This is a genomic window from Brevibacterium zhoupengii (assembly GCF_021117425.1).
In the GTDB taxonomy this organism is placed as follows: domain Bacteria; phylum Actinomycetota; class Actinomycetes; order Actinomycetales; family Brevibacteriaceae; genus Brevibacterium; species Brevibacterium zhoupengii.
The window spans coordinates 286,640-312,711 of sequence record NZ_CP088298.1; the positions used below are offsets into that span (position 1 = coordinate 286,640).

Consider the following 26,072-nt stretch of genomic DNA (forward strand, 5'->3'; position numbering starts at 1 on the left):
GAATATGCAGATCAGGCGACCGCGTTGGTTGTGCGATCGAGTCGGATGCCAGCTGCTGCCATGACCTGTTCCAGATCCTGCAGGTCTGCCTGTGTGAGGTTCTGGAGCGGAGGACGGACCGGACCGCAGTCGCGACCGATGACTTTGAGACCGCCCTTGACGATCGAGACTCCATAACCGGCGACTCGATCTCGGATCTGGGAGTAGGGAAGCACGAAGGAATTGAGCTTCTCGGTGACTGCGGCGCGATCCTGTCGGCGGACCGCGGAGTAGAAGTCGAGAGCGAACTCGGGCGCGAAGTTGAACATCGCCGACGAGTAGGTGCTCATTCCCAACTGGAGCAGGGGCAAGGCATAGACCTCTGCAGTGGGAAGGCCGCCGAGGTAGAAGAGGCGTTCACCAGTGCGAGCGTAGACCTTGGTGAGCTGTTCGATGTCACCGAGGGCATCCTTGAACCCGATGAAGTTCTCGTGGGTGTCAGCGAGGCGCTCGACCGTTTCGGGTGAGTAGATCGCGTTGGCCCGGTTGTAGACGATGACACCGGTCTTGGTGGCCGCGCAGATGGCTGAGACGTGTTCGAAGAGGCCGTCCTGGCTGCACTCGGTGAGGTACGGCGGGAGGACGAGAAGACCTTCGGCACCAACCGCCTCGGCATCGATCGCATTCTGCACTGCGTGAGCGGTGGCTCCACCCGCTGAAGCGAGTACCGGCACTTCAGGACGGGAGGTTGAGACGGCCAGGCTGACTACGTCTTTCGCCTCCGGGGGAGTGAGGCTGAATCCCTCACCGGTGCCGCCAGCGGCGAAGAGTCCCGCGACGTCGAAGCTTGACTGCCAGGCGATGTGATCCGAATATGCTTCGGCGTTGATCGTCAGGTCTGTATTGAATGCGGTTGCGGGGAAGGAGAGCAGGCCGTCCTTGAGGCGGTCGGCAAGTTCTTGGGGCAGGTAGTTGGCCACGGAATGACGTCCTTGTTAGTCGGGATGATGACTCCACTGTAGGAACGTCGAGTGATTCCTGTCCAAGATTATTTATATATGCTTTGATGCTCTAGGGGTATCGCTCTCATGTTGCCTGAATGAGATTGAGAACTTCCTTCAGAGCTGGATTGCGTGACTGCGGATTCCAGATGGCATGCAGTTCGACGATGTCGATTGGGGCACCCCGCAACGGCACGTATGTCACCCCATCCACACCGAGACGTGCAGCGGATTCAGATACGACAGCAATGCCTCGGCCTGCGGCGACGAGGTTGACGATGGTGAGAATCTGACTGAGGGAATGGGCGACCTCGTTGGCTTCGACGTCGATGTAGCGCACTGTGAGGTCGTAGAAGTAGCGAGCCTTCGTGGCATCGTGCATGAGCAGTCTCTGCCCGGAGATGTCCTTCGTGCCGACCGAATCGAGAGCAGCGAACTCGTGGTCCGAGGGAACCGCGAGTACCAGTTGTTCGGATAGTACGAGAGCGGCACCGATGGTCTCTGGGATTCTGCCTGCGCGGCCGAGACCGATGTCGATCCGACCTTCCGAGAGGGCTTTGATCTGTTCAGCTGTGACCATTTCCGCGATCTCGACGCTGACTCCCGGAAGCCGCTCCGCCAGCGTCGAGACCAAGTCACCGAGGACCCCAAAGGTCGAAACCGCGGTGCAGCCGATGGTGATCTGCCCCCAGGACCCCTCGGCGATCTTCTGGGCACGTCGTGGTGCGCGTTCGACCGATGCGAGCAGACCATAGGCCTCCGCCAGAAATGCCTCGCCCGCCGGAGTCAGAGTCACCGTGCGGTTGTTGCGCTCGAAGAGGTGGACACCGATCGACTTCTCAAGCTTCTGGATCTGCCGACTTAGCGGCGGCTGAGTCATATTGAGTTCCTCCGCGGCGCGTCCGAAGTGGAGATTTTCGGCCACCGCGATGAAGCCGGTGATCTGTGCCAGGGTGAACTGCATTGCTCGCTCGATTTCTATCGGGGTCTCGTGCCGCTGCTGTTCTGCAGTGTATCCGCCACCGAAGCCCCCTCACCCCTCGATATCGACGACCGTCCGCAATCCTTTGCTGGGCTCGGCGAATTCCTGTGCCAGGTCTGACAGTCCGATCGGGCCGCCGAGGATGCTCTCCCACGGCATATTCCCGCCGTCTGCGGCCAGGAAGTCCACGGCTTCCTGCAGGTGGTGGGGCTCGAAATTGTGCACACCGGTGATGGTGCGCCACCCTCGCACGAGCTGTTCGGGATTGATCTCGATGTTGGGTCCAGGACTCACGCTTCCGGCGAGAACTGCGGTGCCGCCGATTCCCAGGCTGGCCACGCAGGTCTCCACGCCAGCGGTGGTGCCGGAGAGCTCGAGGGCGACGTCGACGTCTGTCGGCATCTCCTCTTCCAGGATCGTGCTCGCCCCGGTGAACAGGGCAAGATCCTGGCGCTGCGGCGTCGGATCGAAGGCGAGGACCTCGGCGGCATCGCGGGACTGGGTGGCTGCCACCGCGGTGAGACCCAGCATCCCGAGTCCGTTGACGAAGACTCGACGGCCTCGCAAGTCACCGGCGGCCTCGAGCATCGCCATGACGGTGGCGACGGCGCACCCTGCTGTGGCGGCCACGGCGTCTGGCACCGAATCCGGTACCGGAACGACTGCCACGCCGGCTGGCAAGTAGATGTGGGAGGCGTAGGTGCCGGACAATGCCCACCCGCTGCCGGTGGATTCGTGCCCGACCTTGGCCACCGACTGACATTTTGCGCTGAGCCCGCGTCGGCAGTTCTCGCAGTTCCCACACACCGAGGTGACCGAGAAGACCACGCGTTGGCCGAGTAGGAGCCCAGCCCGCGAATCCTCGACCACGCCGACGCCCTCGTGCCCGAGCACGGAGGGGCATGCTCCGGGGCGACGCCCGCGCACGGTGTGACGATCCGAGCCGCAGACGGTGGCGGTGGTCAGGCGAATGAGGCTCTCACCCTCGGCCAGTTCAGGACGGTCGAAGGACCGGGTCTCGAACTGATCCCCGCCGAGCCAGACGACGGCTTCGACCGTGTCCGCGAAGACTCCAGCATCGAACGAGGCCACCGCATCCGCCGAGGTGTCGGCCGGGGAAGCCTGAACCGGTGACGGTGCTTGAGCCTGCGTTTGAACCTCCGCCGTCACTGGTTCACCGCAGTCGAGGTTGCATCCGAGGCTGGCAAGTCGGCCAGAGCATCGGGAAGCCCCGCAACGGAATCGAGCACCAGGTGGGCACCTTCGGAAGCGAAGTCCTTCCGACTCAGGTGGCCGGTGAGCACACCCACCGAGGTGACTTCGGCGCGCAGTGCCGACTGCACATCCGCCGAGGTGTCGCCGACGCTGACGACCGCGGCCGTGTCCTCGACGCCGAGTTCCTTCATGACCGTCTCGATCATGTCGGGTGCTGGCCGACCGGCCTCGACCTCGTCGCCGCAGGAGGAGGCGTCGAAGGTCTCGCCCTGCTTCCATCCCATGGAGGAGAAGATGAGATCGGCGATCTCCCGAGCGAATCCGGTCGTCAGAGCGACCTTGATGCCCTGCTCGCGCAGAGTCGCCATCGCCTCCTCTATCCCGGGCAGCGGCTTCGGCGGATTGTCGGTGTAGGTGCGGCGCAGCTCCTGTCGAAACCATTCCCAGGTCTTCTCATGGAGTTCGTCATCGACCTCGATACCGCCGAGGCGGAGCAGATTTTCGATCGCCCACTTCTTCTCCGTGCCCATCCACTTCTGGAACACCTCGTCCGTGTAGTTCGCACCTTCGCGTTCCGTGGCCTCGCGCAGAACGCGGTAGACCTCGTCTCGGTCGTCGATGGTGGTGCCGGCCATGTCGAAGATGGCGAGTTCAATCATGCTGTTTCTCCTTTGAGCTGGGACAGAGTGTGTGGTGTCGGGTATGTGAAACGGGGTGTGTGAATGCGCAGGAGTGTCAACTGACGGTTGGACATCAGCGAATGGCTAAGCATCAGCGCACGGCCTTACGCAGCCACATCGACAGTGCTTCGACTGCGAGGACGACGGCGACCATGAGGATGAGGACCATGGTGACCACATCGAACTGGTTGACCCGCGAGGCGTTGAGCAGCAGGAATCCGATGCCGCCGGCGCCGACGACTCCGAGGAGTGTGGCCGAGCGGATGTTGTTGTCGAGTAGGTACATGGTGTGGGCGACGAAGGCCGGTGCCGCCTGGCGCAGTGTGGCCGAGAAGAACACCTGTGCCTCGCTGGCACCGGTGGCCCGCATAGCCTCCTGCACCTGGGTGTCCGTCTCCTCAAGCGAATCGGCGATGAGCTTCGACAGCAGGCCGATCGCTCCGATCGACAGTGCCAGCGTGCCGGCGACCTCGCCCAGGCCGGAGATGACGACGAAGATGATCGCGAGGATGAGCTCGGGAATGCCGCGCACGATCACGATGATCACCCTGAACGTCTGGTGCACATAGGCATTCGCCACGGCATTGCGGGCGGCGAGGATGCCGATCGGTATCGCGAGGACAGCACCGATGAGCGTGGCCGCGAGCGAGATCTGGATCGTCACCAGCAGCTGTTCGAAGAGGTTGGACATGGATCCGCCGGCCGATGGCGGGAAGAACAGCGCCAAAGTCTTCGGCAGGTCGAAGATCCCCTGCGCGAGTGCCGACCAGGACACATCCACGCGCCACAGGGCCGCGACAGTGAAGACCACGATCAGTGCGATTGAGAGGAAGCGTCTGATCCGGGCCGAACTCCACGGTGGTGTCAGGTGGAGATCGTTGACGCCGGACTCGCGGCCGCGGTTGAGCAGACGATCGACCCAGGTGCCGCCGGTGATTCTCTGCCCGGCCGACCTCATCAGCGCAGCGCGGATAGCGCCGGAGACGAGTTCGAGGCCGATGCACAGCAGCAGGACGAGCACTGCGAGAGCCATGCCCCGCTGATAGTCCAGGGTCCGCAGTGAATCGGCGATCGCCAGTCCGATGCCGCCCACGCCGACATAGCCCAACAGCACCGAGGTGCGCAGATTGATGTCGAATCTGTGCAGCGCCGTTGCGATGAGCTGGGGCATAAGGGTCTGTGGAATGGCCGCCATGATCTGCTGTGCGCGGCTGCCGCCGAGGGACTCCACGGATTCCCGTGGGCCGTCGTCGAGTTCCTCGATCGCGTCGGCGTAGAGCTTGGCGATCATGCCGACCGAATGGATGCCCATGGCGATGATTCCGGCCGTGGCTCCGAGCCCGAACATGCGCAGGAAGATGATTGCAAGCACCAGGTCGGGGACTGCCCGAGCCAGCACGGTCAGAGCGCGAGCGACCCACTGCGAGGTGACTCCCCACCGAGTCGGTCTGGCCGCAGCCAGCGCCACGGGAACAGACAATGCGACCGAGAGGAGGGTTGCCAGGAAGACGATGGCCAAGGTCTCGAACACCAGGGAGAGGGTCTCTGCCACAGGTGGGAAGTCGAGGGGGAACATGCGGGCGAAGAAGTTCACCGCCTTATCGAAGGAATCGACGATCGTCGCAATATCGATGCCGAGCGCACCGACGGACCACGCACCTCCGACGACCAAGGCGATCATGACGAGCGCGGCGGCGATGCTGGGCCCGGCCGGACGCGGACGAGCTGGAGCCTCGCGAACTTCAGGTGGGGCCTCGGTGAGCCTGGACATCAGCGGGTGACACCACTCGACATCGGGGTGCGGACGGATCCGGTAGCCGACGTGGATGCGGAACCTGCCCCAGCCTCGGCGGCGGAGATGTCCATACCGGAGACACTCGAATAGATCGTCGAGGCCTCCTCGGCGCTGAGGCCCTGCGTGGTGCGATCGAGGACCGCCTGGCCGCTGCGCAGGCCGATGATCCGATCGGCGAACTCGATGGCGAGCTGAACCTGGTGGAGCGAGGCGATGACGGTGAGGTCATCCTCCTCGGCGATCTGGCGCAGCAGGTTGATCACGTCGAGCGCGGAGACGGGATCGAGCGAGGCCACCGGCTCATCGGCCAGCAGCACCGTCGGATGCTGCATGAGCGCCCGGGCGATGGCCACGCGCTGCTGCTGACCGCCGGAGAGAGTGTCCGCACGCTGATAAGCACGATCGGCCAAGCCGACACGGTCGAGCTTCTCAACGGCTTCGCGGCGCACCGACTTCGGATACATCATCAGCGAGATGCGCGGTCCCTTGAGCGAGCCGAGCTGCCCGGCGCAGACATTCTCCAACACGGACATCGGACCGACGAGGTTGAAGGACTGGAAGATCACGCCGATGTTCCGGCGCAGCTCCCGCAGTCCTCGTTTCCCCACCGAGCTCACGTCCTGGCCCAGGACACGCACCGTGCCCGAGGTGGGTGAGTGCAGGCCGTTGATGTGGCGCAGCAGCGTCGACTTTCCCGATCCCGACAGGCCGAGCAGAACGGTGACCCGACCGGTGCGGAAGCCGACGTTGACGTCGTCGAGTCCGAGGACTCCGCCGCCGAAGTCCTTGGTCACATGGTCGAGCTGGACTGAGTAGATATCGTCGATCTCTCGCTGGAGTTCAGTGGTCTTGTCGTGGCTGGTGGTCCGATAGCTGTTCATGGGTGCGTCTCCTAGCCGACGTTCTTGCAGGCGTCTGCCTGGGTGGCGTCGCAGATGTCGCGGATGGAATCGAAATCTGAGTCCTCGACTGGTTTGTAGCCGTATTCGATCTCTTCAGGTAGGACGCAGTCGTCCTCGGAGGAGCAGATGCCGGCGTCGACCATGGCCGGAACGTTGGCCTTCTCGCGCAGGACGGTCGTGATCTGCTTGGCCAGTTCAGGGTCCAGGGACTCGTTGTTGACAGCGATCGGGTCCTCGGTGATGGGCTCGGACTCCCATGCGGGCTCCAGACTGCCGGGCTTGACCTGGTCGGATTCCTCGAGGGTCCCCAGCATGGTGTCGTGGGCGAAGGCCGCATCGCATTCGCCGGAGTCCAGAGACAGCAGCGAGGCATCATGACCGCCGGTCAGAACCTGTTCCATGTCCTTCTCCATGTCAAGACCTTCATCCATGATCCCCTTCATAGGCACGAGGTAGCCCGAGGTGGAGGCCTTGTCGACGAAGCAGACCGTCTTGCCCTTGAGGTCGCTCAGGCCCTTGACGTCCGAGCCCTTCTTGACGTAGGCCAGCGAGGTGTAGGCCGGGTCCTTCTTCGGATCACTCGTCGGAGCCGCCGCTGGTTCCATGTCGATGCCGGAGTCCTTGGCGATGACATAGGCGAATGGGCCGAACGAGGCGGCATCGATCTGGCCGGCCCGCATGCCTTCGATCACCGCTGCGTAGTCGGAGGCATTCTGGAACTCGACCGTCTTGCCGGTCTCTTCTTCGAGCAGCGCGGTGACGTTTTCGAAGGTCGATTCCAACGTGGACGATGACTCGGCCGGGACTGCGGCAAAGGTGATGGTGTCGCCGTCGTCGCCGGAGGAGCCGCAGGCGGCGAGCAGCGGGAGTGCGAGTGCTGCCGCCGTGAGTGAGCGGACGGTGCGGGTGCGAGCAGTGCGAGAACGGGAGGTGCAGGAACGGACGGCACGGGAGCGGAAGCGTGGGAACAGGGCCATGGGCGGCCTGCCTTTCGAGTGGTCGGGGTGATCGCTTGGCTTCATTCTTCGACACCTCGAAACAACATGTCTATACAATTCGACCCTGTTCACCGATCAGACATGACAACTTCATCGGCGGTTGGGGTGAGGGTCCGCGAATGTGGTGTCGGTCTCAGATGGAGGGCTGTGCGTCGGTCTCGGCCGGGGGGCCGCCGAGGATGCGGTCCGCGATCCCGAACGACAGAGTCATCCCGATGCCCGAGGTGACCACGGCGACCGTCGTCTGCGCGTCAGGGCGCACGAGGATCAGATTCGTCTCGGTGCTGTCGGCATACTGACCCAACCACCGTTGGCGAACCACGGGTTCATCGATGCCGAGGATGCTGGTGGCGCGATCAAGCAGCAGATCACCGACCCGTTCGTCGATGAAGGGTTCGGGACTGAGATCATAGGCGTGGGAGTCGCCGATAAGCAGTCCGCCGGGAATATCGGTGACCATGAGGTTGGCGATGACATCGACGAGCTCCGGCTCCCGCTGTGCCAGATCCTCACGCAGGGCCGATGCTCCCGGCATGGCAGCAAACCCGTCGTAGCGGGCCAACGAGCTGCCCGTGAGCATGGCGAACCCGCTCGGGATCCGCTGCGGGCGCTCAATCAGGGACATCACCAGCGTGCAGATACGCACCCCGTGCGCCTCGGCGATGCCCGGGAACAGGGAGGTGAGCTGGTGGCCGGGGCAGACGACAACCTGCTCACCGTGGACATCGCCACGGTTGGTGGACACGGTGCCGTCGGCCACCTCGGTGACGGTGGTATTCCAAGAGAAATCGACCCCCTCTCCGGCCAGCCACTCGGCGAGGGCAGGGGCGGCCTCGCGTGGGTCGACACGCATATCCAGGGGCAGATGAGCCCCGCCGATGGCGCCCAGGCTCGGGCTCCCGATGGCCGCAGCCACCTCCTCGGCACTGAGCATCGTTGCCTGAGTCGGACCTCGGTGATCTGTGAACTCCTGGAGGACGCGCAATTCCGGTTCGGTCATGGCGAGAATGAAGGACCCGGTCTCTGCCGCCCAGATCCCGGTCGCGGCGGCGGCTTCCAGCCAGCCGTCTCGAGACGCCATCGCCAGATCCTGGGCATCGTCGGCCTGCCCGGTGAAGCAGGCGTGCCCGAAGTTCTGGATCGATGAGCCCACGGGGCGGGCGGAACGGTCGATGACACGGACGCTGCGGCCCTGACGGTGTGCGCGGAATGCGGTGGCCAGGCCCAGAATTCCGGAACCTACGATGATGAGATCAGTTTTCGACATTCCCCCATCTTGGTCGCTTGTTGTCGTACGATGAGCACATGTATGTACAAGTTTGGCGACTGTTCACCTGAACGTGACATTGCGCTTCCCGGTCGGCACTCCCGGTTCATTCGCCCCCAATAGGAAGGAAGAGATGCCGCTGATCGGAGAGAGCGAGACCTCGAGCAGCGCAGTATCACGGCAAGTACAGCATCACGGCAGCACAGTTGGAAGCACGTGTCCCCATCCCGACCCCGACGAGGCCAGCACACATGACTCAGCAGCACACGCGACAGCAATACGACGAGATCGCCCACTACCTGCGGACAGCGATTCGTGAGGGGTATTTCCAGCCCGGCGACGAGCTGCCCTCAGAAGCGGAGCTGACCCGCAAATTCACCACCTCCCGCGGCCCTGTCCGGCAGGCCATGTCGACCCTGCGGACCGAAGGGCTGATCTCTTCGGGGCGCGGACGCCGTACGGTGGTGTTGGACAATGTGCCCACCCAGTCCTTCGACGACATCATCTCCTTCTCCCAGTGGTGCCACAATGCTGACATCGTCCCCGGTCAGCGCACCCAGTGGGTGACCCGCAGGCCTGCCGAGAAGTCGCTGGCCGCGAGTCTGCAGATTCCTGACGGTGATCCGGTCGTCTCCGTCTTCCGGCTCCGACTCATGGACGATGCCCCCACGATGGTCGAGCGATTGAACTATCCTCTCGAGTTCGGACGCCACGTCCTCGCCTTCGACACCGACTCCGGTTCGATCTATCAGGAACTCATCGACCAGGGCGTCGATATCAGCCGAACCTCACGGACAATCGACGCGATCGGCGCCAACGAGGACGACGCCGGACTGCTCGAAGTTCCCGTCGGAACACCGTTGCTGCGCGTTCGACGCCGCGCCTTCACCGGTGCGGGTGCACTGATCGAGTCCTCCGACGACCGCTACCTCCCGTGGAAGGCCAGCTTCACCATGAACTCCACCCGGGGCAATCCCAGCTCGATGGCCCTGACGTCGACCAACCTCGGCGATATCTGAGGTTGACCAATTCGGAGTAGGCTCACGACAAACGCATCGTCTGTTGGAAGGATCTGATCATGGCTGAGAACAATCACGACGTCGATTCGCACGAGCAGGTAGACCTCCTCGTCATCGGATGGGGCAAGGGCGGCAAGACCCTGGCGGGAACTATGGCTCGGGCCGGAAAGCGGGTCGCCGTCGTCGAGCAGTCCGATGCCATGATCGGCGGATCCTGCATCAACATCGCCTGCATCCCCACGAAGATCCTCGTCCACGACGCAGAGAACAAACGCGAGGGCGATGACACCGACGAGTACTTCGCCAAGGCCGTCTCGCGCCGCGACACCCTCACCGGTGCGATGCGGAAGAAGAACTTCTCCATGCTTGATGACCTCGACTCGGTTCTGCTGGTCTCCGGCCGTGCCGAGTTCACCGGCGAACGCGAAGTCCTCGTCACCGGCGGCGATGACACGATGACGATCACCGCCGACACCGTCGTCGTCAACACCGGTTCGGTCGCGAACATCCCACCGATCGACGGTGCGGAACTCGGCGGACGCATCTTCGACTCCGAAGCCCTGCAGCACGTCTCCCCGTTCCCTCAGCGCCTGGTCGTCGTCGGCGGTGGCTACATCGGACTCGAGTTCGCATCGATGTTCACCCACTTCGGATCCCAGGTCACCGTCCTCGACCGGGGTGAACGTCCCCTGGCCAGCGAGGACACCGATGTCGCCGAGGTGGTTGCCAAATCTCTGGCCGACGACGGTGTCACCATCGTCAACGAAGCTGCCGTGACCGCGGTCGCCGATGGCGCCGACAAGGCCACCGTGACGTATGAGGTCGGAGGTGAAGAGAAGACCATCGACGCCGAGGCGGTCCTCCTGGCTGTCGGCCGTGCGTCGGGAACCGAAGGGCTCAACCTGGACAAGGCCGGCATCGAGACCGACAAGCGCGGCTTCATCGCTGTCGACGAGCACCTGCGCACCTCAGCCGAGGGTGTCTATGCCGTCGGCGACGTCAACGGCGGACCGATGTTCACCTACATCTCCCTTGATGACAATCGGGTCCTCGCCGATCAGCTGCTCGGCGAAGGAAAGCGGACGACCGCGGACCGCAGCGCCGTGCCGTATACGATGTTCCTCACCCCACCCGTGGCACGCGTGGGACTGAGCGAGGACGCCGCCCGCGAACAGGGCTATGACATCAAAGTCGGAGCGAAGGCGATGGCCGACATCGCCGCAGCACCGAGGGCGAAGATCGAAGGCGACCCGCGCGGCATCGTGAAGTTCGTCGTCGACGGGGCAACAGACCACATCCTCGGCGCAGCACTCGTCCACGTGCACTCGCAGGAGGTCATCAACACTGTAGCCCTGGCGATGCGCCACAACGTCACGGCCACCGAGCTGCGCGACACGATCTACACCCACCCTTCGGCGACGGAAGCACTCAACGAGGTGCTTGGGGTTGTGAAGTAGGGACGCTCCACCGTTATCTCGGCGTCAGCTCGCGAACCAACCGATGAACACCTGAATGGTCACCCAGATGGTGAGCAGCGTAGTGGCAACCAGGATGATGTTCTCGAACAGGTTGGCCTTGTGTTTGCCGAAGTGGCTCTTTTTATTCGCCAGGATCAGCAGTCCGATGGCCACGAGCGGGACGATGATGGCCTGCAGACCCGTGACGAACACCGCCATAGTCACGAAGCCGGGCATTCCCGGTACGGACCAGAGGATCGGCGAGATGAGGATGAAGAGGCTGAACCATTTGAACAGAGGATCGTCCTCGAACTTGGAACCGTACTGTTGGCGACGAGCAGGGCGAACGATGTGCAGGCAGTCAATGATCACCTTCGGGAATCCGTTGGCGAACCCGACGACGCTGCTATAGAGAATGCCGAACGCGCCCAGGTAGAAGATGACTCCGCCGACGCTGCCGAGGTGGATTGTGAGGGCCTGCGAGATATCGTCCAGGTTCGACACTTGTATCCCATTGGGTCGGAGGATTTCAGCACCGACAACCCAGATCGAGAGGCTGATGACGATGGCGGCCGAAATTCCGAACAGGATGTCATTGCGTTGCAGCTTCTTGTAACTGATTCCCCTCCAGCCCTTGTCCCTGACGTAATAGGGGTAGAGGAAGTTCGCCATGGAGCCTGCCACCGCACCGATGAGTGATAGGGCGACAGCAAAGACGCCGAACGCTCCGGTGTTGTCAGGGATGCCGAATCCGATTGTTCCCTGGATGAGTCCGCCGATATCGGGGATCGAGTAGATCGCCAATCCCAGGAAGACCACAGTCATCATGGCCAGCAGGACCTTCATGCCCTTTTCGATGGTGTTGTAGACGTTCCGTCCGATGACGAAGACGCTGGCCAGAACCAGAATGCATGACCACAGGAAGGGGTCGCCGACAGTGACGATCTTGGCAACGGCCTCGCCTGCGCCCCTGATCATATAGCCGTTGAGCAGGTGCCCGCTGATGAGTGCGGCGATTCCGATTGCCCATGGATAGAATTTCGATACGTCGTTGTACCCCTCGACGATCGTCTGACCCTTGAGGTTGAGAACCTGATATCGGCCCATGATGTTGACGATGACGAACCGAATGAGCAGAGAAGCGACGAGCAGCCACATGAGGCTGTAGCCGTAGTTTGAGCCCGACACCGAGGCCGTGACCAGGTCACCGGCTCCCATCATGGCGAGGACGGCGATGATTCCTGGGCCGAATTCGCGGATTCCGCCTAAGAACCTCCGCCGTTTCGGTGCGGTGTCGGTCTGGCTCTCACTATTCACTGTCATGTGTTCCTCTTTCGGAATGTTTGCGTTTTGCAGAATGCCGCTGCGGTGCGTATCTGAAACTGATGAGAAGCTGTGGGGGATTGTTCAAAGCAGGTGTGTCCGGCGAGTAGTCCTGCTTCACGGTGTCCCCTGACTCGTAATTTCCCGCGCACTTCCGTGTGCTCGGTGAAATGGATGGCTTTAAGCCTATGGAAGGGTTTGTAGTGCTGTCCAAGGTTTTATATGCATCTACTGATGCGTGCAGGGTATTAGTCCCACGATCGCGGTATCCGGCTCTGCAGCGAATTCGGGCCTGGTCTGTAACCGCGACGGCTAATAGGGTGGGTTCATGGCGCATCCGCAGATGTTCGATGACGACGACCCGCAGTTGGCCCGCCTTCGGAAGGTCACGCTGAGCCTTCCCGGGGTGCAGGAGAAGGTCTCGCATGGGCGGCCAGCGTTCTTCACGAAGAAGATCTTCGCGTACTTCGGAGGCACACGGAAGCTTGTCACCGGTGAGATGGAGCAGCATCCGCAAGCGCTGCTGATCCTGCCGGATCCGATGGACGCCGAGGTGCTGATGGAGCGACCGGATGCCTTCGTCCCCATGTACTTAGGACCAACCGGCTGGATCGGTTTGGAACTCGAAACTCTCGGCGAGGACGACCTCAGCGACCTGCTCACCGACTCCTACCGGAATACCGCTCCTGCTGGTCTGGTCCGAGAACTGCCCGCGAAGGACTGAGGAAAAGGGACCCCCTCGTCCGCCTGCTGGGTACCGTGACGCGACAGTTGCGAGACTGGATACTCTCGAGGGCATGAGCAACCGCATCGTCATCACCACCGACTACCTCCGCCCGGGCGACACCGTCGACACGATGCTGCGAGACCGCGGCCTCGAGCCGGTCTACTTACCTGCGGGCGGAACTCGCACGGATGACGAGAAGTTGGCTCTGTTCGAGGGGGCCGTCGGTGCAATCGCTGCGAGTGAACCGGTCACGCGTGCAATGCTCGCAGCTGCCTCGTCGCTGAAGGTCATCGCCCGTGCCGGGGTCGGCTATGACAACGTCGACGCTGATGCAGCGGCCGAGTTCGGCATCCGCGTCTGCAACACTCCTGGAGTCAACCACCACGCCGTCGCCGAGCTGGCGCTCGCCCTTATGCTCGCCTGTGCTCGCCGACTCAACACCGTGCTGCCGGCTGTGGCCGAGGGCGAATGGCCGCGCGAGGCCGGCACCGAGCTGCGGGGCAAGAGTCTCGGCGTCATCGGCTACGGTCCCAGTGGCAAAGCGATCGCTGCGCTCGGTGTCGCACTGGGAATGCGGGTTCTCGTTTCCACAGCCCACCCCGATTCCGAACAGTCGTCGGGCATCGAGTTCGCCGACTTCGACACGACCATCAGAGCCGCCGACTACCTGACTCTCCACAGCCGAGCAGGCAAGGGTGACCCGATCATCGACGCCGCGAGCTTCGCTGGCATGAAGAGCTCTGCGATCCTCATCAATGCCGCACGCGGCTCCCTCGTCAATGAGGGAGCTCTCGTCCAAGCGCTCAAGGCAGGCGAGATCGCCGGTGCCGGACTCGACGTCCTGCACCGCGAACCCATGGTCGAGGACAACCCATTGCGAACGATGAGCAACGTCGTCATCACCTCCCACCTAGCCGGGCAGACGCTGGAGGCCAGGGAGCGCGCCGGAGTCGCGGCAGCTCGCGCCGTCATCGATGTCCTCGACGGAAAAACTCCACAGGGCGCAGTCGTCTGACTGAGCTCTGGCCGGAACCACCTCGGCGGTCATAGGGTTGGGGCATGTCCAATTCAGAGCACAGCTCAGCGATTCCGACCCTCGAACTCAACGACGGGGCCAGCATCCCGCAGATCGGCCTCGGCACCTACGCCATGCACGACGCCGAGGGCGTCGGCGCGATCATCTCCGGCATCGACAACGGGTACCGACTCCTCGATACCGCGGTCAACTACGAAAACGAGCGCGAAGTCGGCCAGGCCGTCATCGACTCCAAGGTCGGCCGGGACGAACTCTTCATCACCAGCAAGGTCCCGGGCCGTCACCACGGCTTCGACGAAACGATCGCCAGCACCGAGGAATCTCTGGCCAGGCTCCAACTCGAGCGCCTCGACCTCCACCTCATCCACTGGCCCAACCCGAGCGTGGGCAAGTACGTCGACACCTGGCGTGGCCTCATCGAGCTGCGCGAGCGCGGGCTGGTGACCTCGATCGGAGTCTCGAACTTCACCGAGTCCATGCTCCAGGAGCTCATCGACGAAACCGGGGTCACCCCGGCGGTCAATCAGATCGAACTCCATCCCTATTTCCCACAGAGCAAGCTCATCGAATTCCACAGATCCATTGGAATCCAGACCGAATCCTGGTCACCGCTGTACCGTGACCAGGGCCTGTTCGACGAGGCCCCCATCGCCGAGGCTGCGGCTGTCCACGGGGTTGAGCCGGCTCAGGTGGTCCTGCGCTGGCACCTCGAAGTCGGCAGCCTGCCGATCCCGAAGTCTGCCAACCCCGACCGGCAGAAGCTCAACGCCGATATCTTCGGCTTCAGCCTCACTTCCGCCGAGGTGGCTGCGATCTCTGGTCTCGAGCGCGGTCGGATGAAGGACCGTGACCCGCTGACCCACGAAGAGATGTGAGCGTTTCCGCGGCTAGTGCGACTGTGCCGCTGAGAACACTTCTTGCAGCCCCATTCGACTCGGGGCCGGTAACGACCGAGCGGTCGGGGGACCCTCTGACTCGAACGACTGGAGCAGGTAGGCGATAAGCCGTCGCGAGAGGTCCTGAGCATGCTCGGGCGGAGCCTCGCTGACACCGCCGTTGGCGAGGAAGATCAGCATGAGGTCGCTGGGGTCGAAGTCGGGTCGGAGCCTGCCTGACTTCTGAGCACGATCTACCAGGTCCGCGAAGACAGCCTCAGCATGCATGCGCTTCTCATCGATTCCTTGGCCCTCAGAAAATGCCGAGATAAACGCCTCCGTGAACCCACGGTCCTCGATCTGCATCCGGCCGAGGTCTTCGACGAATGAGCAGAATCCGCGCCACGGGTCAGGGTCGGCCGCAGCCTGAGTGAGGACCGACTCGCAATGGCTGATCTGGGTAGCGAACACCTCGGTGATCAGAGATCGGCGATCAGGGAAGCGTCGGAACAGGGTTGCAGCACCCACTCCTGCTCGGCGAGCAATCGCCGTCATGGGCACATCGATGCCGCGTTCGGCGAAGAGCTCCCGCGCCACCGTGAGAATGCGCGCCCTGTTGTCCGCAGCATCTGCGCGCAGCTTCTGTGCGGGCATTTGTTGAGTTTCGATCTGAGTCGTCTCGGCCATTTCTTCTCTCACTTCCGGAAAAGCGGAATGCGGCGATGGAATCACTGCTTAATCTACATGTAAGTGGAAACCACCTTCCACATATTGTGGAGAGTAGACGAGCGCCGAACGGCGCAGAGGAGAGACGCAGACATGAAGATTCTGATGTTCGGCCGTGGAGTCATTTCGACACTGTACGGATGGGCCCTGGAGAAAGCAGGAAACGAGGTCGACTTCTATGTCCGCCTCGGACGTGCCGCCGACTTCGGGTTCTCGGTCGACGTAGACATCAGGGACGGCCGAGCCTCTCGGCAAGGGAAGCCGGTGCAGGAGAATTGGCCCATCACGCTGCGAGAGGACCTCGAACCGGACCACGACTATGACCTCATCATCGTCAGCGTCAACCACGACCAGTTGGACAGCGCAGTCGACTTCCTCCACACCCGAGTCGGCGGGGCCACAATCCTCATCTTCAACAACGTCTGGGTCGAGCCTGCGGCTGCCGTCTCGCGGTTGCCCCGCGAGCAGGTCACTTGGGGATTCCCTGGTGGCGGAGGAGGCTTTGACGTCAACACCCTGCATGGCGGATTCGTCAAAAGCATCTTCCTCGGCGATATCGACGAGTCGAGCCGCACGGACCGGCACCGCGTTGTCCGTGAACTCTTCACGGACGCCGGATTCTCAATCTCTGACATCGCGGATTTCCGCAGCTGGCTCTGGTTTCACTTCATCCTTGACGCCGGAATCATGGTCGGATGGCTGCGGATGGGAAGTTTCGACGCACTCGTCCGCTCGCGCCCCGCACTGAAAGAAGTCGTGCGCCTCGTCCGAGAGATGATTCCCGTCCTCACAGCGAAGGGCGGGACCTCACGACTCGGAGCCGCAGCTACACGATTCATCCCCGCCAGCGTCATCAGTGTCGCAATGCAGAAGTTGCTGACCGGCGACAACCTGTATACCTTCATCATGACCCAGGCGCAGGCCACCGGACACAACAACTACAAGGCGCAATCCGACTACCCTCGAGATGTCCTCGCCGAGGCCCGTCGTCTCGGAGTCGCGGTTCCCCGGCTGGAAGCCAACGAGCCGGCGTTCAGGTAATGGTTCTGAACGTGCTCCACTAGAATGGGCACTCTATGGGAGCCGCTGACGCAGATGTCGACCCTGGGGCGCATTCCGCCCTCACCTTCCGCCGCACCACCCGTGCCGACTTTCCACTGCTGCAGCGGTGGTTGAGATCCGCCCATGTGTCCAGGTACTGGAACCACGAGACCGCAGACACAGCGATCGAACGTGACTTCGGCGGCAGCATCGATGAAACCGAGCCCTCCGCCGATTACATCGTCGCCGCAGGTGACGTTCCGATCGGTTTCGTCCAGCGCAGCGAGATCTGGGACTACGAGACTGAGCAGCGTGGACTCATCGAGATCGCCGAGGTCCCAGATCGGGCATTGACGATTGACTATTTCATCGGTGAGAGCAATGCGCTGGGCAGAGGACTGGGCGCGCAGCTGATCCGTGAGTTCACCGATCTCTGCTTTCGCGAGTGCCCTCAGGCTCCATCGATCGTCGTGCCCGTCGTCGCCGGCAATGTGGCGTCATGGTCGGCATTGGAGTCAGCCGGCTACACCTACGTCGCTACCGCGGATCTGCCGCCCGACAACCCGGTCGACGACGGTGAACACCGTGTGTACCGTCAGGTGAGGGGCTCGGAGTGACGAAACACGCATGATCGCCGAGGTGGGCCCGCCGATTGTGTGAGAATGTTCCCTGTGAGCTCGGAGCCGGAAAACCCGCATGCGTTGCAGTACCAGCGTGGACTGAGGCACCGGCGTTCTCTGCGGGGGACCGCAGCCGCTGTCTTCGCCACGTTCGTGGCGCTGGCCTCTCACATGATCGGCGGCGGTGAGCTGCCTTCAGCCATGGGTGTCCTGGTTCCCTTGGCGCTGTCGATGCTGGTCTGCGTTCTGCTCGCAGGTCGCAGACTGTCGTTGCTTCGACTATCCCTATCTGTGCTGGTCAGCCAGTCGCTGTTCCACCTGCTCTTCTCCGTGTTCACTCCGATGGCCGGGAGCCACAGTCCTGCGAACGCACTTGAGCGACATGCGATGCACCATTCCGGCCCGGAGGCCATGTCCGGCTCCGCGTCAGACGCCGGGGCGAGCATGCATGCGCACGCGTCACCGGGAATGCTGTTGGCGCACCTCGTCGCCGCTGTCCTCACAATCGCCATGATCTACTGGTCGGAAGCGCTGCCGGCGAAGATCGGCAGTTTCCTCCGACACGTCATCCACGCGCTCCTGCCCACTGCGGTGCGACCGATGCCGGTTCCGAACGGACCGAGGCCCCACCTCGGCCTCGCCCGGATCCTCCCTCGCCACCTCGGCGTTCTCCGCTCTCCTGTCCTGACCAGGGGACCACCAGCGGCAGCTTTCTGACCCCACCATCTTTGACCTCAGCGTCGGCGGAAATCCGCTGGCGTGCGCTCGCCTGGCCAAATTTCAGGACGGCGAGCGCTCTTCACAGAAAGCTTCACCATGACCACACCTTTGTCATCCCTGCCCGAAAACCGGCAGGACCAGCCGCGACGCCGCGGCACCAGTTGGCTCGGCGAACTCCTGCGCCGACTCCACTTCTATGCAGGGATCTTCGTCGGTCCCTTCATTCTCATCGCCGCACTCAGCGGCGCCCTGTATGCGATCAGCCCGCAGATCGAAAAGGTCGTCTACGCAGATGAGCTGACCACCTCGGCGACGGGCCCCGCCCTGCCGCTGGCCGACCAGGTCACGGCCGCCACGACCTACACTGGGGGAGGGGAGAGTATCAGCGCGGTGCGCCCGGCACCGAGACCCGGCGCGACGACTCGGGTGATGTTCGATGACCCGAACCTGGGCGAAAGCGAATCCCGGGCGATCTTCATCGACCCCACCACCGCCGAGGTGAAGGGCGACCTGAGCGTGTACGGAACCTCGGGATCCCTGCCCTTGCGAACCTGGGTCGATCAGCTGCACCGCAGCCTCCACCTCGGCGATTTCGGACGGTACTACAGCGAACTCGCCGCGTCGTGGCTGGGCATCATCGCGGTCGCCGGACTGTGCCTGTGGGTGATGCGCGCCCGACGGGCAAGGAAGGCCACTGCGCTGCTGCGGCCGTCGATGAAGCACAAGGGGCTGCGCCGCACATTCTCCTGGCACGCCTCGGTCGGCGTGTGGGCTGCGATCGGGATGCTGTTCCTGTCGGCGACCGGCATCACCTGGTCTCAGCTGGGCGGAGACAATGTGACGAAGCTGCGAGCGGCTCTGGATTGGTCGACGCCAGCGGTCTCGACGGAACTGGGTGCAGGCTCCGCCGAGTCCGGCGGTGGTTCGGTGGGGGAGTCGGGAGCTGGAGAGCACACCGGGCACGAAGGCCACGCGCGCCATGACGACGGTGCTCATGCGGGACATGGCGGCGAGGCTGCGTCGAATTCCTCCGGCGTCGATCCCGCGGACTTCGACATGACCCTGACCATGGCACGCGATATCAACGTCAATACCGGGCTCGTTGAGATCCTGCCGCCGGCCGATGATGATTCGGCGTGGGTGGTCCAGGAGATCCAACGCAGCTTCCCCACCGAGGTCGATGCTGTCGCGATCGATGCCGACACCATGGAGGTCACCGATCGTGTGGACTTCTCCGACTACGGGCTTGCCTCGAAGCTGGCGCGGTGGGGCGTCGACCTGCACATGGGAACGATGTTCGGTCTGGCCAACCAGATCGTGCTCGTCGGCCTCGCAATCGGAATCGCGTCCATGGTTGTGTGGGGCTATGTGATGTGGTGGCAGCGCCGACCCAAGCACGATCCGAGCCGGAGCTTCGGCGTCACACCTGTTCGTGGTGCGCTGGCCAATGCGCCCTGGTGGTCGGTGGCTGCGGTTGGGCTCACGGCCGTGGTGATCGGGGTATTCCTGCCGATGGTGGGGATCAGTCTGTTGGGATTCCTTGTTGTTGATGGGGTGCTGGCGCTGTGGGCGAGGCGGCGCGCCCGCAGGTGACACCAGAACGCCGGACCGAGATCACTCGGTCCGGCGTTCGTTCTCCTGCCCGCAGATCAGCCCCATCCAGGGACGACGAAGATGAGCCAGGTGACGATCGGTGCGATGAGGACCATCGAGAAACCCCATCTCATGAGCTGCTTGAAGACCTGATCGCGCTGCTCCTCCGGCGAGTTCGCAACGACCAGTGCACCCGAGGTGGAGAAGGGGCTCGAGTCGACGACCGAGGACGAGATGGCAAGGGCGATGATCAGCCCGATCTCACCGACGCTGCCGGTGAGCAGGAACGGCACAGCCAGTGGGATGAGAGCTCCGAGGATGCCGGTTGTCGAGGCGAAGGCCGAGACGACGGCACCGATGAAGCAGATGAGCACGGCGGCGAAGAGCGGGGCTCCCATACCGGCAACGAGGTTGCCCAGCCAGTCGATGGTGCCCAAGCGCTCCATGAGTTCGACGTAGGTGACGATGCCGCAGATGAGGAGCACTGTGGGCCAGGCGATCTTGCTGACCGCACCCTTGCTCACCTTGGGCGAGAAGAACGAGATGATGACGGCGATGCAGATCGCGGTGAAGCCGACGTCTTGGTTCAGCGGTGGAACCACCATGACCGCCAACACGATGAGGCCGATGAGGGTGACGATGCGGTTGCGATCCAACGTGGTCACCGGTGCGCCGATGTCATCGTCCTTGACCATGGTCGTCTGCACGGACCTGCGTGCCGCGCGACGCTGCGGATCATTGCGGGGAACCTCCGGCTGAGTGCCGGATCCGCCGCTGCCATCTGCCTCGCCGTCAGCCTCGGCGTCAGCACCGGCGTCGGTGCGGCGGGTGTCTTCCAGGCCATGGCCCAAGTCCCGCTTGCCCAGCAGGTCACGTCCACCGAAGAGGAAGAAGCAGATGAGGCCGAGGATGAAGTTGAAGACGAAGGAGGCGAGGAACAGGAGCACGGGGCTGCCTGGCAGATCATTGCGTTCGACGACCTGGTTGGTGATGGTTCCGAAGATGCTCAGTGGTGAGAAGCCGCCGGCAGTTGCTCCGTTGATGATCATGAGGCCCATGAGCAGCGGGCGGATGTCGTAGCGTCGGGCGAAACCCATGCCGATCGGAGCGATGATCGCGATGGCGGCGGGGACGACGGAGCCGAAACCCGAGAGGAGCGCGGTGACGACGAAGAACACCCACGGAATCAGGGCGATTCTGCCTCCCACCGCCTTGACGAGGACATGGACCAGCCAGTCGACCGTGCCATTGTCCTTCGCCAAGGCGAACAGATACGTCACCCCCACAAGGATGAGGAAGAGGTCGGCCGGGAACCCGGTCAGGAGAGTGTCGGCATCCTCTCCGAGGACGAAGGTGCCGAAGAGGAAGGTCGCCATGAGCGCCAGCGCACCCATATGGACCGAGACGAAGGTGGCGATGACGAACAGGGCCACGAGGACGAGGATGGACGCTAATTCAAGAGACACAATTCGCTCCAATGCGATGTGTAGAGTCATCGGAACAGCCTCTTTGCCGCCCCGTACTTTCCATGATGCGGAATCTTGATAGACCTTTTGTGAAAGCTTGCCCCTATCGGACGATCGAGTCAAGGGTTTCCTGGCAATTGGGAAACGGCGAGTCTCATTGTAGGTAAGCCGTGTATCTGCGCTGGTGGCAGAGCTGGAGTCCACCCTGCAAATGAACCATTTTCTGATCGTCATCCGTGTGGTAGCGTAAAATGAAACCTTTGTATCGCATCGTGGAATCAGAGAGGATTCTCCGACGATGAACCCGACAGCAGAAGTGATCAGCCACCGTTTCGCCAGCGTGCGCATGACGAGCCTTGTTCCTCTGCGTCCGTCTCCCACCGCTCTCTGGTACCTCCTGGCCGCTCGGCCGAACTCGACTCATACTCCGTGCCGAGAGGCACGCGAAAGGGAAGGACGATCATGACTCACAGCGGACGGCACTTTCTCCAGATCCCAGGGCCCAGCAATGTTCCGGACTCCGTGCTGCGAGCCATGTCCATGCCGACTATCGATCATCGGGGCCCGGACTTCCAGGAGCTCTTCTCCCACGTCCTGACCGGAGTCGCCGATATCTTTCGAACCTCCAACCAGGTCATCATCTACCCGGCCACGGGCACCGGCGCCTGGGAAGCCGCGCTGGTCAACACGTTGAGCCCGGGCGATGAGATCCTCTGCTACGAGACCGGCCACTTCTCCAGCCTGTGGAAGGCCATGGCCGAGAAGTGGGGTCTCAAACCCACGATGATCGAAGGCGACTGGCGCACAGGAGCCGACCCGGAGAAGATCCGCGCAGCCCTGACCGAAGACACTGGCCACCGGTTCAAGGCCGTCTGCGTCGTCCATAACGAGACCTCGACCGGTGTCACGAGCCGGATCCCGGCGATTCGGGCCGCCCTCGACGCCGCCGATCATCCCGCGCTGCTCATGGTCGACACGATCTCCTCACTGGGATCCGTGGACTACCGCCATGACGAGTGGGGCGTCGACGTCACGGTCTCCGGCTCACAGAAGGGATTGATGCTGCCGCCGGGGATGTCGTTCAACGCTGTCAGCGACAAGGCTCTCGAAGCCCATGAGAAATCCACGTTGCCCAAGTCCTTCTGGAACTGGACCGAGATGCTCGCCTCCGGGAAGAATGGACAGACCCCCTACACCCCGAACACGAACCTCCTCTACGGGCTCAAAGAAGCACTGCGGATCCTCAACGAGGAAGGCATGGACAACGTCTTTGCCCGTCATATCCGCTTCGGTGAGGCGACCCGGGCCGCGGTCGAAGCCTGGGGTCTTGAGGTGCTGTGCACGAATGAGAACGAACACTCACCGGTCCTCACCGCAGTGCTTATGCCCGAGGGGCACGACGCCGATGAGCTGAGGAGAGTCATCCTCGAGAAGTTCAACATGTCTCTGGGCGCGGGACTGTCGAAACTCAAGGGGAAGATCTTCCGCATCGGCCACCTCGGCGATCTCAGTGACCTCACGCTGGCTGGGACCCTCTCGGGTGTGCAGATGGGCCTGCAGCTGGCAGGTATCAAGGTTGATCCCTCGGGCGTGGAGGCCGCCCTCGACATTCTCAGGGACACCTGAGGGACGGCCCCACTTCCACGGCAACGCTTCACTCAACGAGTCAGCCTCCGCACGATCGATTGGTGAGAAGACAATGGGCGACTTCATCGCAGACCTGACTGACAGCATTGCAGGCACGGTCGACACATCGGCGCGCAGGAGAGCGGAATACGCGGTCGACGCATCGAACTACCGTGTGCCACCGCAGGCCGTCGCCTTCCCCACGACCACGGCCGATGTCGCCGCCATCCTCGACGTGGCCCGGTCCCACAAGGTACCGATCACCTCACGCGGCGGAGGCACCTCGCAGGCCGGCAACGCCATCGGAACCGGAATCGTCATCGACTTCTCCCGCCATCTCAACCGGGTCCTCGACATCGACCCGGTCGCCAAAACCGCGCGTGTGGAACCGGGTGTCCTCATGAGCGACCTGCAGAAGACCGGTGCCCCGCACCGTCTGCGCTTCGGACCCGACCCGTCGACGAAGAACCGTGCCACGATCGCGGGCATGATCGGCAACAACTCGTGTGGACCACATGCGATCTCGGCCGGTCGGACCGTAGACAACGTCGTCGAAATCGACGTCATCGATGGGCTGGGACGACGCTTCACCGCTGGAGAAGGACTCGACCCGGTGGCCGGGTTGAGCGATCTTGCGGCGAACCACCTCGGCGCCATCCGCACCGAATTCGGACGCTTCAGTCGACAGGCTTCGGCCTACGCCCTTGAACACCTGTTGCCGGAGAACGGGCCCAACCTGGCACGCTTCCTCATCGGCAGTGAGGGCACGCTGACGACGACGCTGGAAGCGGTGGTCTCGCTCGGGGACGTGCCGAACTCGCCGACGGTCCTCGCCCTGGGCTACCCGGACATGTTCGTCGCCGCCGACGCGGTTCCACGCGTTCTGCCCCACGGACCACTTGCCGTCGAAGGCATCGACTCCCGCCTCATGGACATGGTCCGCGCCCACAAGGGCAAGGACGCGGTCCCCGAACTCCCCGCAGGTTCCGGGTGGCTGCTCATCGAAGTCGCCGGGGCCACTGCCGCCGAGGCGGTCGCGAATGCGCAGGTCATCGCCGACGACTCCGGCACAGACTCCTACCGCATCATCCCCGCCGGCCCAGAGGCCTCGACTCTGTGGGGCATCCGCGCCGATGCCGGGGGACTGGCCGGACGCACCGAGACGGGCGACCCGGCCTGGACCGGGTGGGAAGACGCCGCGGTTCCGCCAGACATCCTCGGCGACTACCTGCGGGAGCAGGACGAGCTGATGAACAGCTACGGGGTCGTCGGACTGCCCTATGGCCACTTCGGCGACGGCTGCGTGCACATGCGCACGAACTTCCCCTTCGACCAGCCTGGCGGCACGGAGATCTTTCGCAGCTTCCTCATGGACGCCGGTCGCCTGGTCACCAAGTACGGCGGGTCTGCCTCCGGCGAGCACGGCGACGGTCGTGCCCGCTCAGAACTCCTGGCATTGCAGCACTCGGATGAAGCCATCACTGCGTTGGAGGAGGTCAAACGCCTCTTCGACCCGCAGAATCTGCTCAACCCCGGTGTCATCGTCGATCCGCTGCCACTGGATCAGGACCTGCGCCGTCCGGCTGCGATCTCGATCGGCAGCACCGACGGCGGCTTCTCCTTCTCCCATGACAAGGGCAGCTTCACCAACGCGATCCACCGGTGTGTGGGCGTGGGCAAATGTCGCGCCGACACCACGGGCTCCGGCGGGTTCATGTGCCCGTCCTACCTGGCTACTCGCGATGAGAAGGACAGCACCCGCGGTCGTGCCCGTGTGCTTCAGGAAGTCACCAACGGCGGCCTCATCGACGACTGGAACCACCAGGCAGTCCACGATTCGCTGGACCTGTGTCTGAGCTGCAAGGCCTGTGGCAGCGACTGCCCTGCCGGGGTCGATATGGCCCAGTACAAATCCGAGGTCCTCCACCGCACATACAAGGGACGATTCCGGCCGCTCTCGCACTACTCACTGGGCTGGCTGCCCACATGGGGAAAGGCCCTGACCGCGGTGCCCGGTGTGAGTGTGATCGCGAATGCGGCACTGTCGTTCCGGCCGTTGGCCAAGCTGGTCTTAGCCGGTGGCGGCATGGACCCCCGGCGCGGCATGGTCAGCTTCAACGCCCAGCGCTTCTCGAGGTGGGCGAAGAAGAACGTCTCCTCTTCCGAGGCGCGCGATGAGCTGGTGGGCGAACACTATGTGCGCAGCTCCACAGTGCGGCGCGGAGCCCGGCCGCAGGTGCTGCTGTGGGCAGACTCCTTCTCCGAGTACCTCTCCGACGCCGGCGCCCGAGCCACGGTCGAGGTGCTTGAGACTGCCGGATTCGAGGTCCTGCTTCCCGAATCCCAGGCATGCTGCGGTCTGACTCTGATCTCCACCGGTCAGCTCGACGCGGCACGCACCAAGCTGAATCACACCATGGAGGTGCTGGCCCCGTACGCGCAGAAGGGGATCCCCATCGTCGGCATCGAGCCCAGCTGCACCGCCGTCCTGCGCAGCGATCTCAAGGATCTGTTCCCCGATGACAGTCGGGCCAGCCTGATCGCGGCGCGCACCTCCACCATCGCCGAGGTGCTGGTGGAGTCGGACATCGACGTGCCCGATCTGTCTGGTCAGACCATCGTCGTCCAGCCACACTGCCACCAGCATTCGGTCATGGGCTTCGCCGCGGATCGAAAGATCCTCGACCGCACCGGAGCCACCATTCGCGAACTGGCCGGCTGCTGCGGGCTGGCGGGCAACTTCGGCATGGAGACCGGCCACTACGATGTCTCGGTCGCCGTGGCGGAGAACGCTCTGCTGCCAGCACTGCGCGATGCCCCGGAGGAGTCGATCTATCTCGCCGACGGCTATTCGTGCAGAACCCAGGCAAGTGACCTGGCGGAGGTGCAGGGACTGACCTTGGCCCAGCTGCTGACCGGAGCGGCCGCGGGTGCTGAGCACTCTGCACGGGCGAAGCGGTTGCCTGAAAGTGCGGGGGCGTGAGTGCACTAGCGCTCTGAAACAGAGAAGTGCGGCGCATCAGA

The 26,072-nt window shown here is 63.2% G+C and carries 22 protein-coding genes; 11 read left to right on the plus strand and 11 right to left on the minus strand.

The window, feature by feature from the left end:
* Positions 1-11: 11 nt before the first annotated feature.
* The 8 genes from LQ788_RS01300 to LQ788_RS01335 all read right to left on the minus strand — a co-directional run bounded on the left by LQ788_RS01300 (position 12) and on the right by LQ788_RS01335 (position 8,819).
* The gene (locus LQ788_RS01300) at positions 12-959 is read right to left on the minus strand and encodes a 5-dehydro-4-deoxyglucarate dehydratase (RefSeq protein ID WP_231444518.1); all 948 of its coding nucleotides are present in this window, start codon (positions 957-959) and stop codon (positions 12-14) included.
* A gap of 106 nt (positions 960-1,065) precedes the next feature.
* Positions 1,066-1,944 carry a LysR family transcriptional regulator gene (locus LQ788_RS01305; protein ID WP_231444520.1) on the minus strand — a complete coding sequence of 293 codons (879 nt, stop codon included), beginning with the start codon at positions 1,942-1,944 and terminating at the stop codon, positions 1,066-1,068.
* Between the two features lie 69 nt (positions 1,945-2,013).
* On the minus strand, positions 2,014-3,132 hold the full coding sequence (locus LQ788_RS01310; RefSeq protein ID WP_231444522.1) for an alcohol dehydrogenase catalytic domain-containing protein: 1,119 nt from the start codon (positions 3,130-3,132) through the stop codon (positions 2,014-2,016).
* The gene (locus tag LQ788_RS01315; RefSeq protein ID WP_231444523.1) at positions 3,129-3,836 is read right to left on the minus strand and encodes a phosphonatase-like hydrolase; all 708 of its coding nucleotides are present in this window, start codon (positions 3,834-3,836) and stop codon (positions 3,129-3,131) included. Before LQ788_RS01315 ends, LQ788_RS01310 begins: the two co-directional genes overlap by 4 nt.
* Before the next feature lie 112 nt (positions 3,837-3,948).
* Positions 3,949-5,628 (minus strand): phosphonate ABC transporter, permease protein PhnE, encoded by a 1,680-nt coding sequence (phnE, locus tag LQ788_RS01320; protein ID WP_231444526.1) that lies wholly within the window; start codon positions 5,626-5,628, stop codon positions 3,949-3,951.
* Positions 5,628-6,533, minus strand: a complete 906-nt coding sequence (gene phnC / locus LQ788_RS01325) for a phosphonate ABC transporter ATP-binding protein (protein WP_231444528.1) — start codon at positions 6,531-6,533, stop codon at positions 5,628-5,630. Before phnC ends, phnE begins: the two co-directional genes overlap by 1 nt.
* An 11-nt stretch (positions 6,534-6,544) precedes the next feature.
* The gene (locus LQ788_RS01330; protein ID WP_231444530.1) at positions 6,545-7,576 is read right to left on the minus strand and encodes a phosphate/phosphite/phosphonate ABC transporter substrate-binding protein; all 1,032 of its coding nucleotides are present in this window, start codon (positions 7,574-7,576) and stop codon (positions 6,545-6,547) included.
* A gap of 109 nt (positions 7,577-7,685) precedes the next feature.
* Positions 7,686-8,819 carry a TIGR03364 family FAD-dependent oxidoreductase gene (locus LQ788_RS01335; RefSeq protein WP_231444531.1) on the minus strand — a complete coding sequence of 378 codons (1,134 nt, stop codon included), beginning with the start codon at positions 8,817-8,819 and terminating at the stop codon, positions 7,686-7,688.
* A gap of 251 nt (positions 8,820-9,070) precedes the next feature.
* Here LQ788_RS01335 and LQ788_RS01340 point away from each other — a divergent pair, with 251 nt between their 5' ends.
* Positions 9,071-9,838, plus strand: coding sequence for a GntR family transcriptional regulator (locus LQ788_RS01340; protein WP_231444533.1), 768 nt, complete (start codon positions 9,071-9,073; stop codon positions 9,836-9,838).
* A 59-nt stretch (positions 9,839-9,897) separates the two neighbouring features.
* The gene (locus tag LQ788_RS01345) at positions 9,898-11,295 is read left to right on the plus strand and encodes an FAD-dependent oxidoreductase (RefSeq protein WP_231444535.1); all 1,398 of its coding nucleotides are present in this window, start codon (positions 9,898-9,900) and stop codon (positions 11,293-11,295) included.
* Positions 11,296-11,319: 24 nt separating this feature from the next.
* On the opposite strand, the gene LQ788_RS01350 is transcribed toward LQ788_RS01345, so the two are convergent.
* Positions 11,320-12,618, minus strand: a complete 1,299-nt coding sequence (locus LQ788_RS01350) for an Nramp family divalent metal transporter (protein ID WP_231444537.1) — start codon at positions 12,616-12,618, stop codon at positions 11,320-11,322.
* Between the two features lie 328 nt (positions 12,619-12,946).
* Between LQ788_RS01350 and LQ788_RS01355 the strand changes: the two genes are divergently transcribed.
* The 3 genes from LQ788_RS01355 (at position 12,947) to LQ788_RS01365 (ending at position 15,256) form a co-directional block, all read left to right on the plus strand.
* The gene (locus tag LQ788_RS01355) at positions 12,947-13,342 is read left to right on the plus strand and encodes an MmcQ/YjbR family DNA-binding protein (RefSeq protein WP_231444539.1); all 396 of its coding nucleotides are present in this window, start codon (positions 12,947-12,949) and stop codon (positions 13,340-13,342) included.
* Positions 13,343-13,415: 73 nt separating this feature from the next.
* The gene (locus LQ788_RS01360; RefSeq protein WP_231444542.1) at positions 13,416-14,360 is read left to right on the plus strand and encodes an NAD(P)-dependent oxidoreductase; all 945 of its coding nucleotides are present in this window, start codon (positions 13,416-13,418) and stop codon (positions 14,358-14,360) included.
* 44 nt (positions 14,361-14,404) lie between these two features.
* Positions 14,405-15,256, plus strand: a complete 852-nt coding sequence (locus tag LQ788_RS01365) for an aldo/keto reductase (protein ID WP_231444544.1) — start codon at positions 14,405-14,407, stop codon at positions 15,254-15,256.
* A gap of 12 nt (positions 15,257-15,268) precedes the next feature.
* Here the strand turns inward: LQ788_RS01365 and LQ788_RS01370 are convergent, their stop codons facing one another.
* A complete protein-coding gene (locus tag LQ788_RS01370; RefSeq protein WP_231444546.1) occupies positions 15,269-15,910 on the minus strand; it encodes a TetR/AcrR family transcriptional regulator in 642 nt (213 codons plus the stop codon).
* A 165-nt stretch (positions 15,911-16,075) separates the two neighbouring features.
* Between LQ788_RS01370 and LQ788_RS01375 the strand changes: the two genes are divergently transcribed.
* From LQ788_RS01375 to LQ788_RS01390, 4 genes are all read left to right on the plus strand, one after another.
* The gene (locus LQ788_RS01375; protein ID WP_231444548.1) at positions 16,076-17,023 is read left to right on the plus strand and encodes a ketopantoate reductase family protein; all 948 of its coding nucleotides are present in this window, start codon (positions 16,076-16,078) and stop codon (positions 17,021-17,023) included.
* A gap of 35 nt (positions 17,024-17,058) precedes the next feature.
* Complete coding sequence (locus LQ788_RS01380; RefSeq protein WP_231444551.1) at positions 17,059-17,640, plus strand: GNAT family N-acetyltransferase; 582 nt, start codon at positions 17,059-17,061, stop codon at positions 17,638-17,640.
* 45 nt (positions 17,641-17,685) lie between these two features.
* Positions 17,686-18,360: a hypothetical protein gene (locus tag LQ788_RS01385; RefSeq protein WP_231444553.1), complete on the plus strand. Its 675-nt coding sequence runs from the start codon at positions 17,686-17,688 to the stop codon at positions 18,358-18,360.
* Between the two features lie 99 nt (positions 18,361-18,459).
* Positions 18,460-19,956 (plus strand): PepSY-associated TM helix domain-containing protein, encoded by a 1,497-nt coding sequence (locus LQ788_RS01390; RefSeq protein ID WP_231444555.1) that lies wholly within the window; start codon positions 18,460-18,462, stop codon positions 19,954-19,956.
* Positions 19,957-20,012: 56 nt separating this feature from the next.
* On the opposite strand, the gene LQ788_RS01395 is transcribed toward LQ788_RS01390, so the two are convergent.
* On the minus strand, positions 20,013-21,422 hold the full coding sequence (locus tag LQ788_RS01395) for an SLC13 family permease (protein WP_231444557.1): 1,410 nt from the start codon (positions 21,420-21,422) through the stop codon (positions 20,013-20,015).
* Positions 21,423-21,884: 462 nt separating this feature from the next.
* Between LQ788_RS01395 and LQ788_RS01400 the strand changes: the two genes are divergently transcribed.
* Positions 21,885-23,048: a pyridoxal-phosphate-dependent aminotransferase family protein gene (locus LQ788_RS01400; RefSeq protein WP_231444559.1), complete on the plus strand. Its 1,164-nt coding sequence runs from the start codon at positions 21,885-21,887 to the stop codon at positions 23,046-23,048.
* 73 nt (positions 23,049-23,121) lie between these two features.
* A complete protein-coding gene (locus LQ788_RS01405) occupies positions 23,122-26,031 on the plus strand; it encodes an FAD-binding and (Fe-S)-binding domain-containing protein (RefSeq protein WP_231444561.1) in 2,910 nt (969 codons plus the stop codon).
* Positions 26,032-26,072: the final 41 nt, after the last annotated feature.

Excerpts from the sequence above, each read along its gene's own strand:
- LQ788_RS01305 (WP_231444520.1), bottom strand. The coding sequence starts at position 1,944 with ATGCAGTTCACCCTGGCACAGATCACCGGCTTCATCGCGGTGGCCGAA.
- LQ788_RS01315 (WP_231444523.1), bottom strand. The coding sequence starts at position 3,836 with ATGATTGAACTCGCCATCTTCGACATGGCCGGCACCACCATCGACGAC.
- phnE (WP_231444526.1), bottom strand. The coding sequence starts at position 5,628 with ATGTCCAGGCTCACCGAGGCCCCACCTGAAGTTCGCGAGGCTCCAGCT.
- phnC (WP_231444528.1), bottom strand. The coding sequence starts at position 6,533 with ATGAACAGCTATCGGACCACCAGCCACGACAAGACCACTGAACTCCAG.
- LQ788_RS01330 (WP_231444530.1), bottom strand. The coding sequence starts at position 7,576 with ATGAAGCCAAGCGATCACCCCGACCACTCGAAAGGCAGGCCGCCCATG.
- LQ788_RS01335 (WP_231444531.1), bottom strand. The coding sequence starts at position 8,819 with ATGTCGAAAACTGATCTCATCATCGTAGGTTCCGGAATTCTGGGCCTG.
- LQ788_RS01340 (WP_231444533.1), top strand. The coding sequence starts at position 9,071 with ATGACTCAGCAGCACACGCGACAGCAATACGACGAGATCGCCCACTAC.
- LQ788_RS01345 (WP_231444535.1), top strand. The coding sequence starts at position 9,898 with ATGGCTGAGAACAATCACGACGTCGATTCGCACGAGCAGGTAGACCTC.
- LQ788_RS01350 (WP_231444537.1), bottom strand. The coding sequence starts at position 12,618 with ATGACAGTGAATAGTGAGAGCCAGACCGACACCGCACCGAAACGGCGG.
- LQ788_RS01355 (WP_231444539.1), top strand. The coding sequence starts at position 12,947 with ATGGCGCATCCGCAGATGTTCGATGACGACGACCCGCAGTTGGCCCGC.
- LQ788_RS01360 (WP_231444542.1), top strand. The coding sequence starts at position 13,416 with ATGAGCAACCGCATCGTCATCACCACCGACTACCTCCGCCCGGGCGAC.
- LQ788_RS01365 (WP_231444544.1), top strand. The coding sequence starts at position 14,405 with ATGTCCAATTCAGAGCACAGCTCAGCGATTCCGACCCTCGAACTCAAC.
- LQ788_RS01370 (WP_231444546.1), bottom strand. The coding sequence starts at position 15,910 with ATGCCCGCACAGAAGCTGCGCGCAGATGCTGCGGACAACAGGGCGCGC.
- LQ788_RS01375 (WP_231444548.1), top strand. The coding sequence starts at position 16,076 with ATGAAGATTCTGATGTTCGGCCGTGGAGTCATTTCGACACTGTACGGA.
- LQ788_RS01380 (WP_231444551.1), top strand. The coding sequence starts at position 17,059 with ATGGGAGCCGCTGACGCAGATGTCGACCCTGGGGCGCATTCCGCCCTC.
- LQ788_RS01385 (WP_231444553.1), top strand. The coding sequence starts at position 17,686 with ATGTTCCCTGTGAGCTCGGAGCCGGAAAACCCGCATGCGTTGCAGTAC.
- LQ788_RS01390 (WP_231444555.1), top strand. The coding sequence starts at position 18,460 with ATGACCACACCTTTGTCATCCCTGCCCGAAAACCGGCAGGACCAGCCG.
- LQ788_RS01400 (WP_231444559.1), top strand. The coding sequence starts at position 21,885 with ATGACTCACAGCGGACGGCACTTTCTCCAGATCCCAGGGCCCAGCAAT.
- LQ788_RS01405 (WP_231444561.1), top strand. The coding sequence starts at position 23,122 with ATGGGCGACTTCATCGCAGACCTGACTGACAGCATTGCAGGCACGGTC.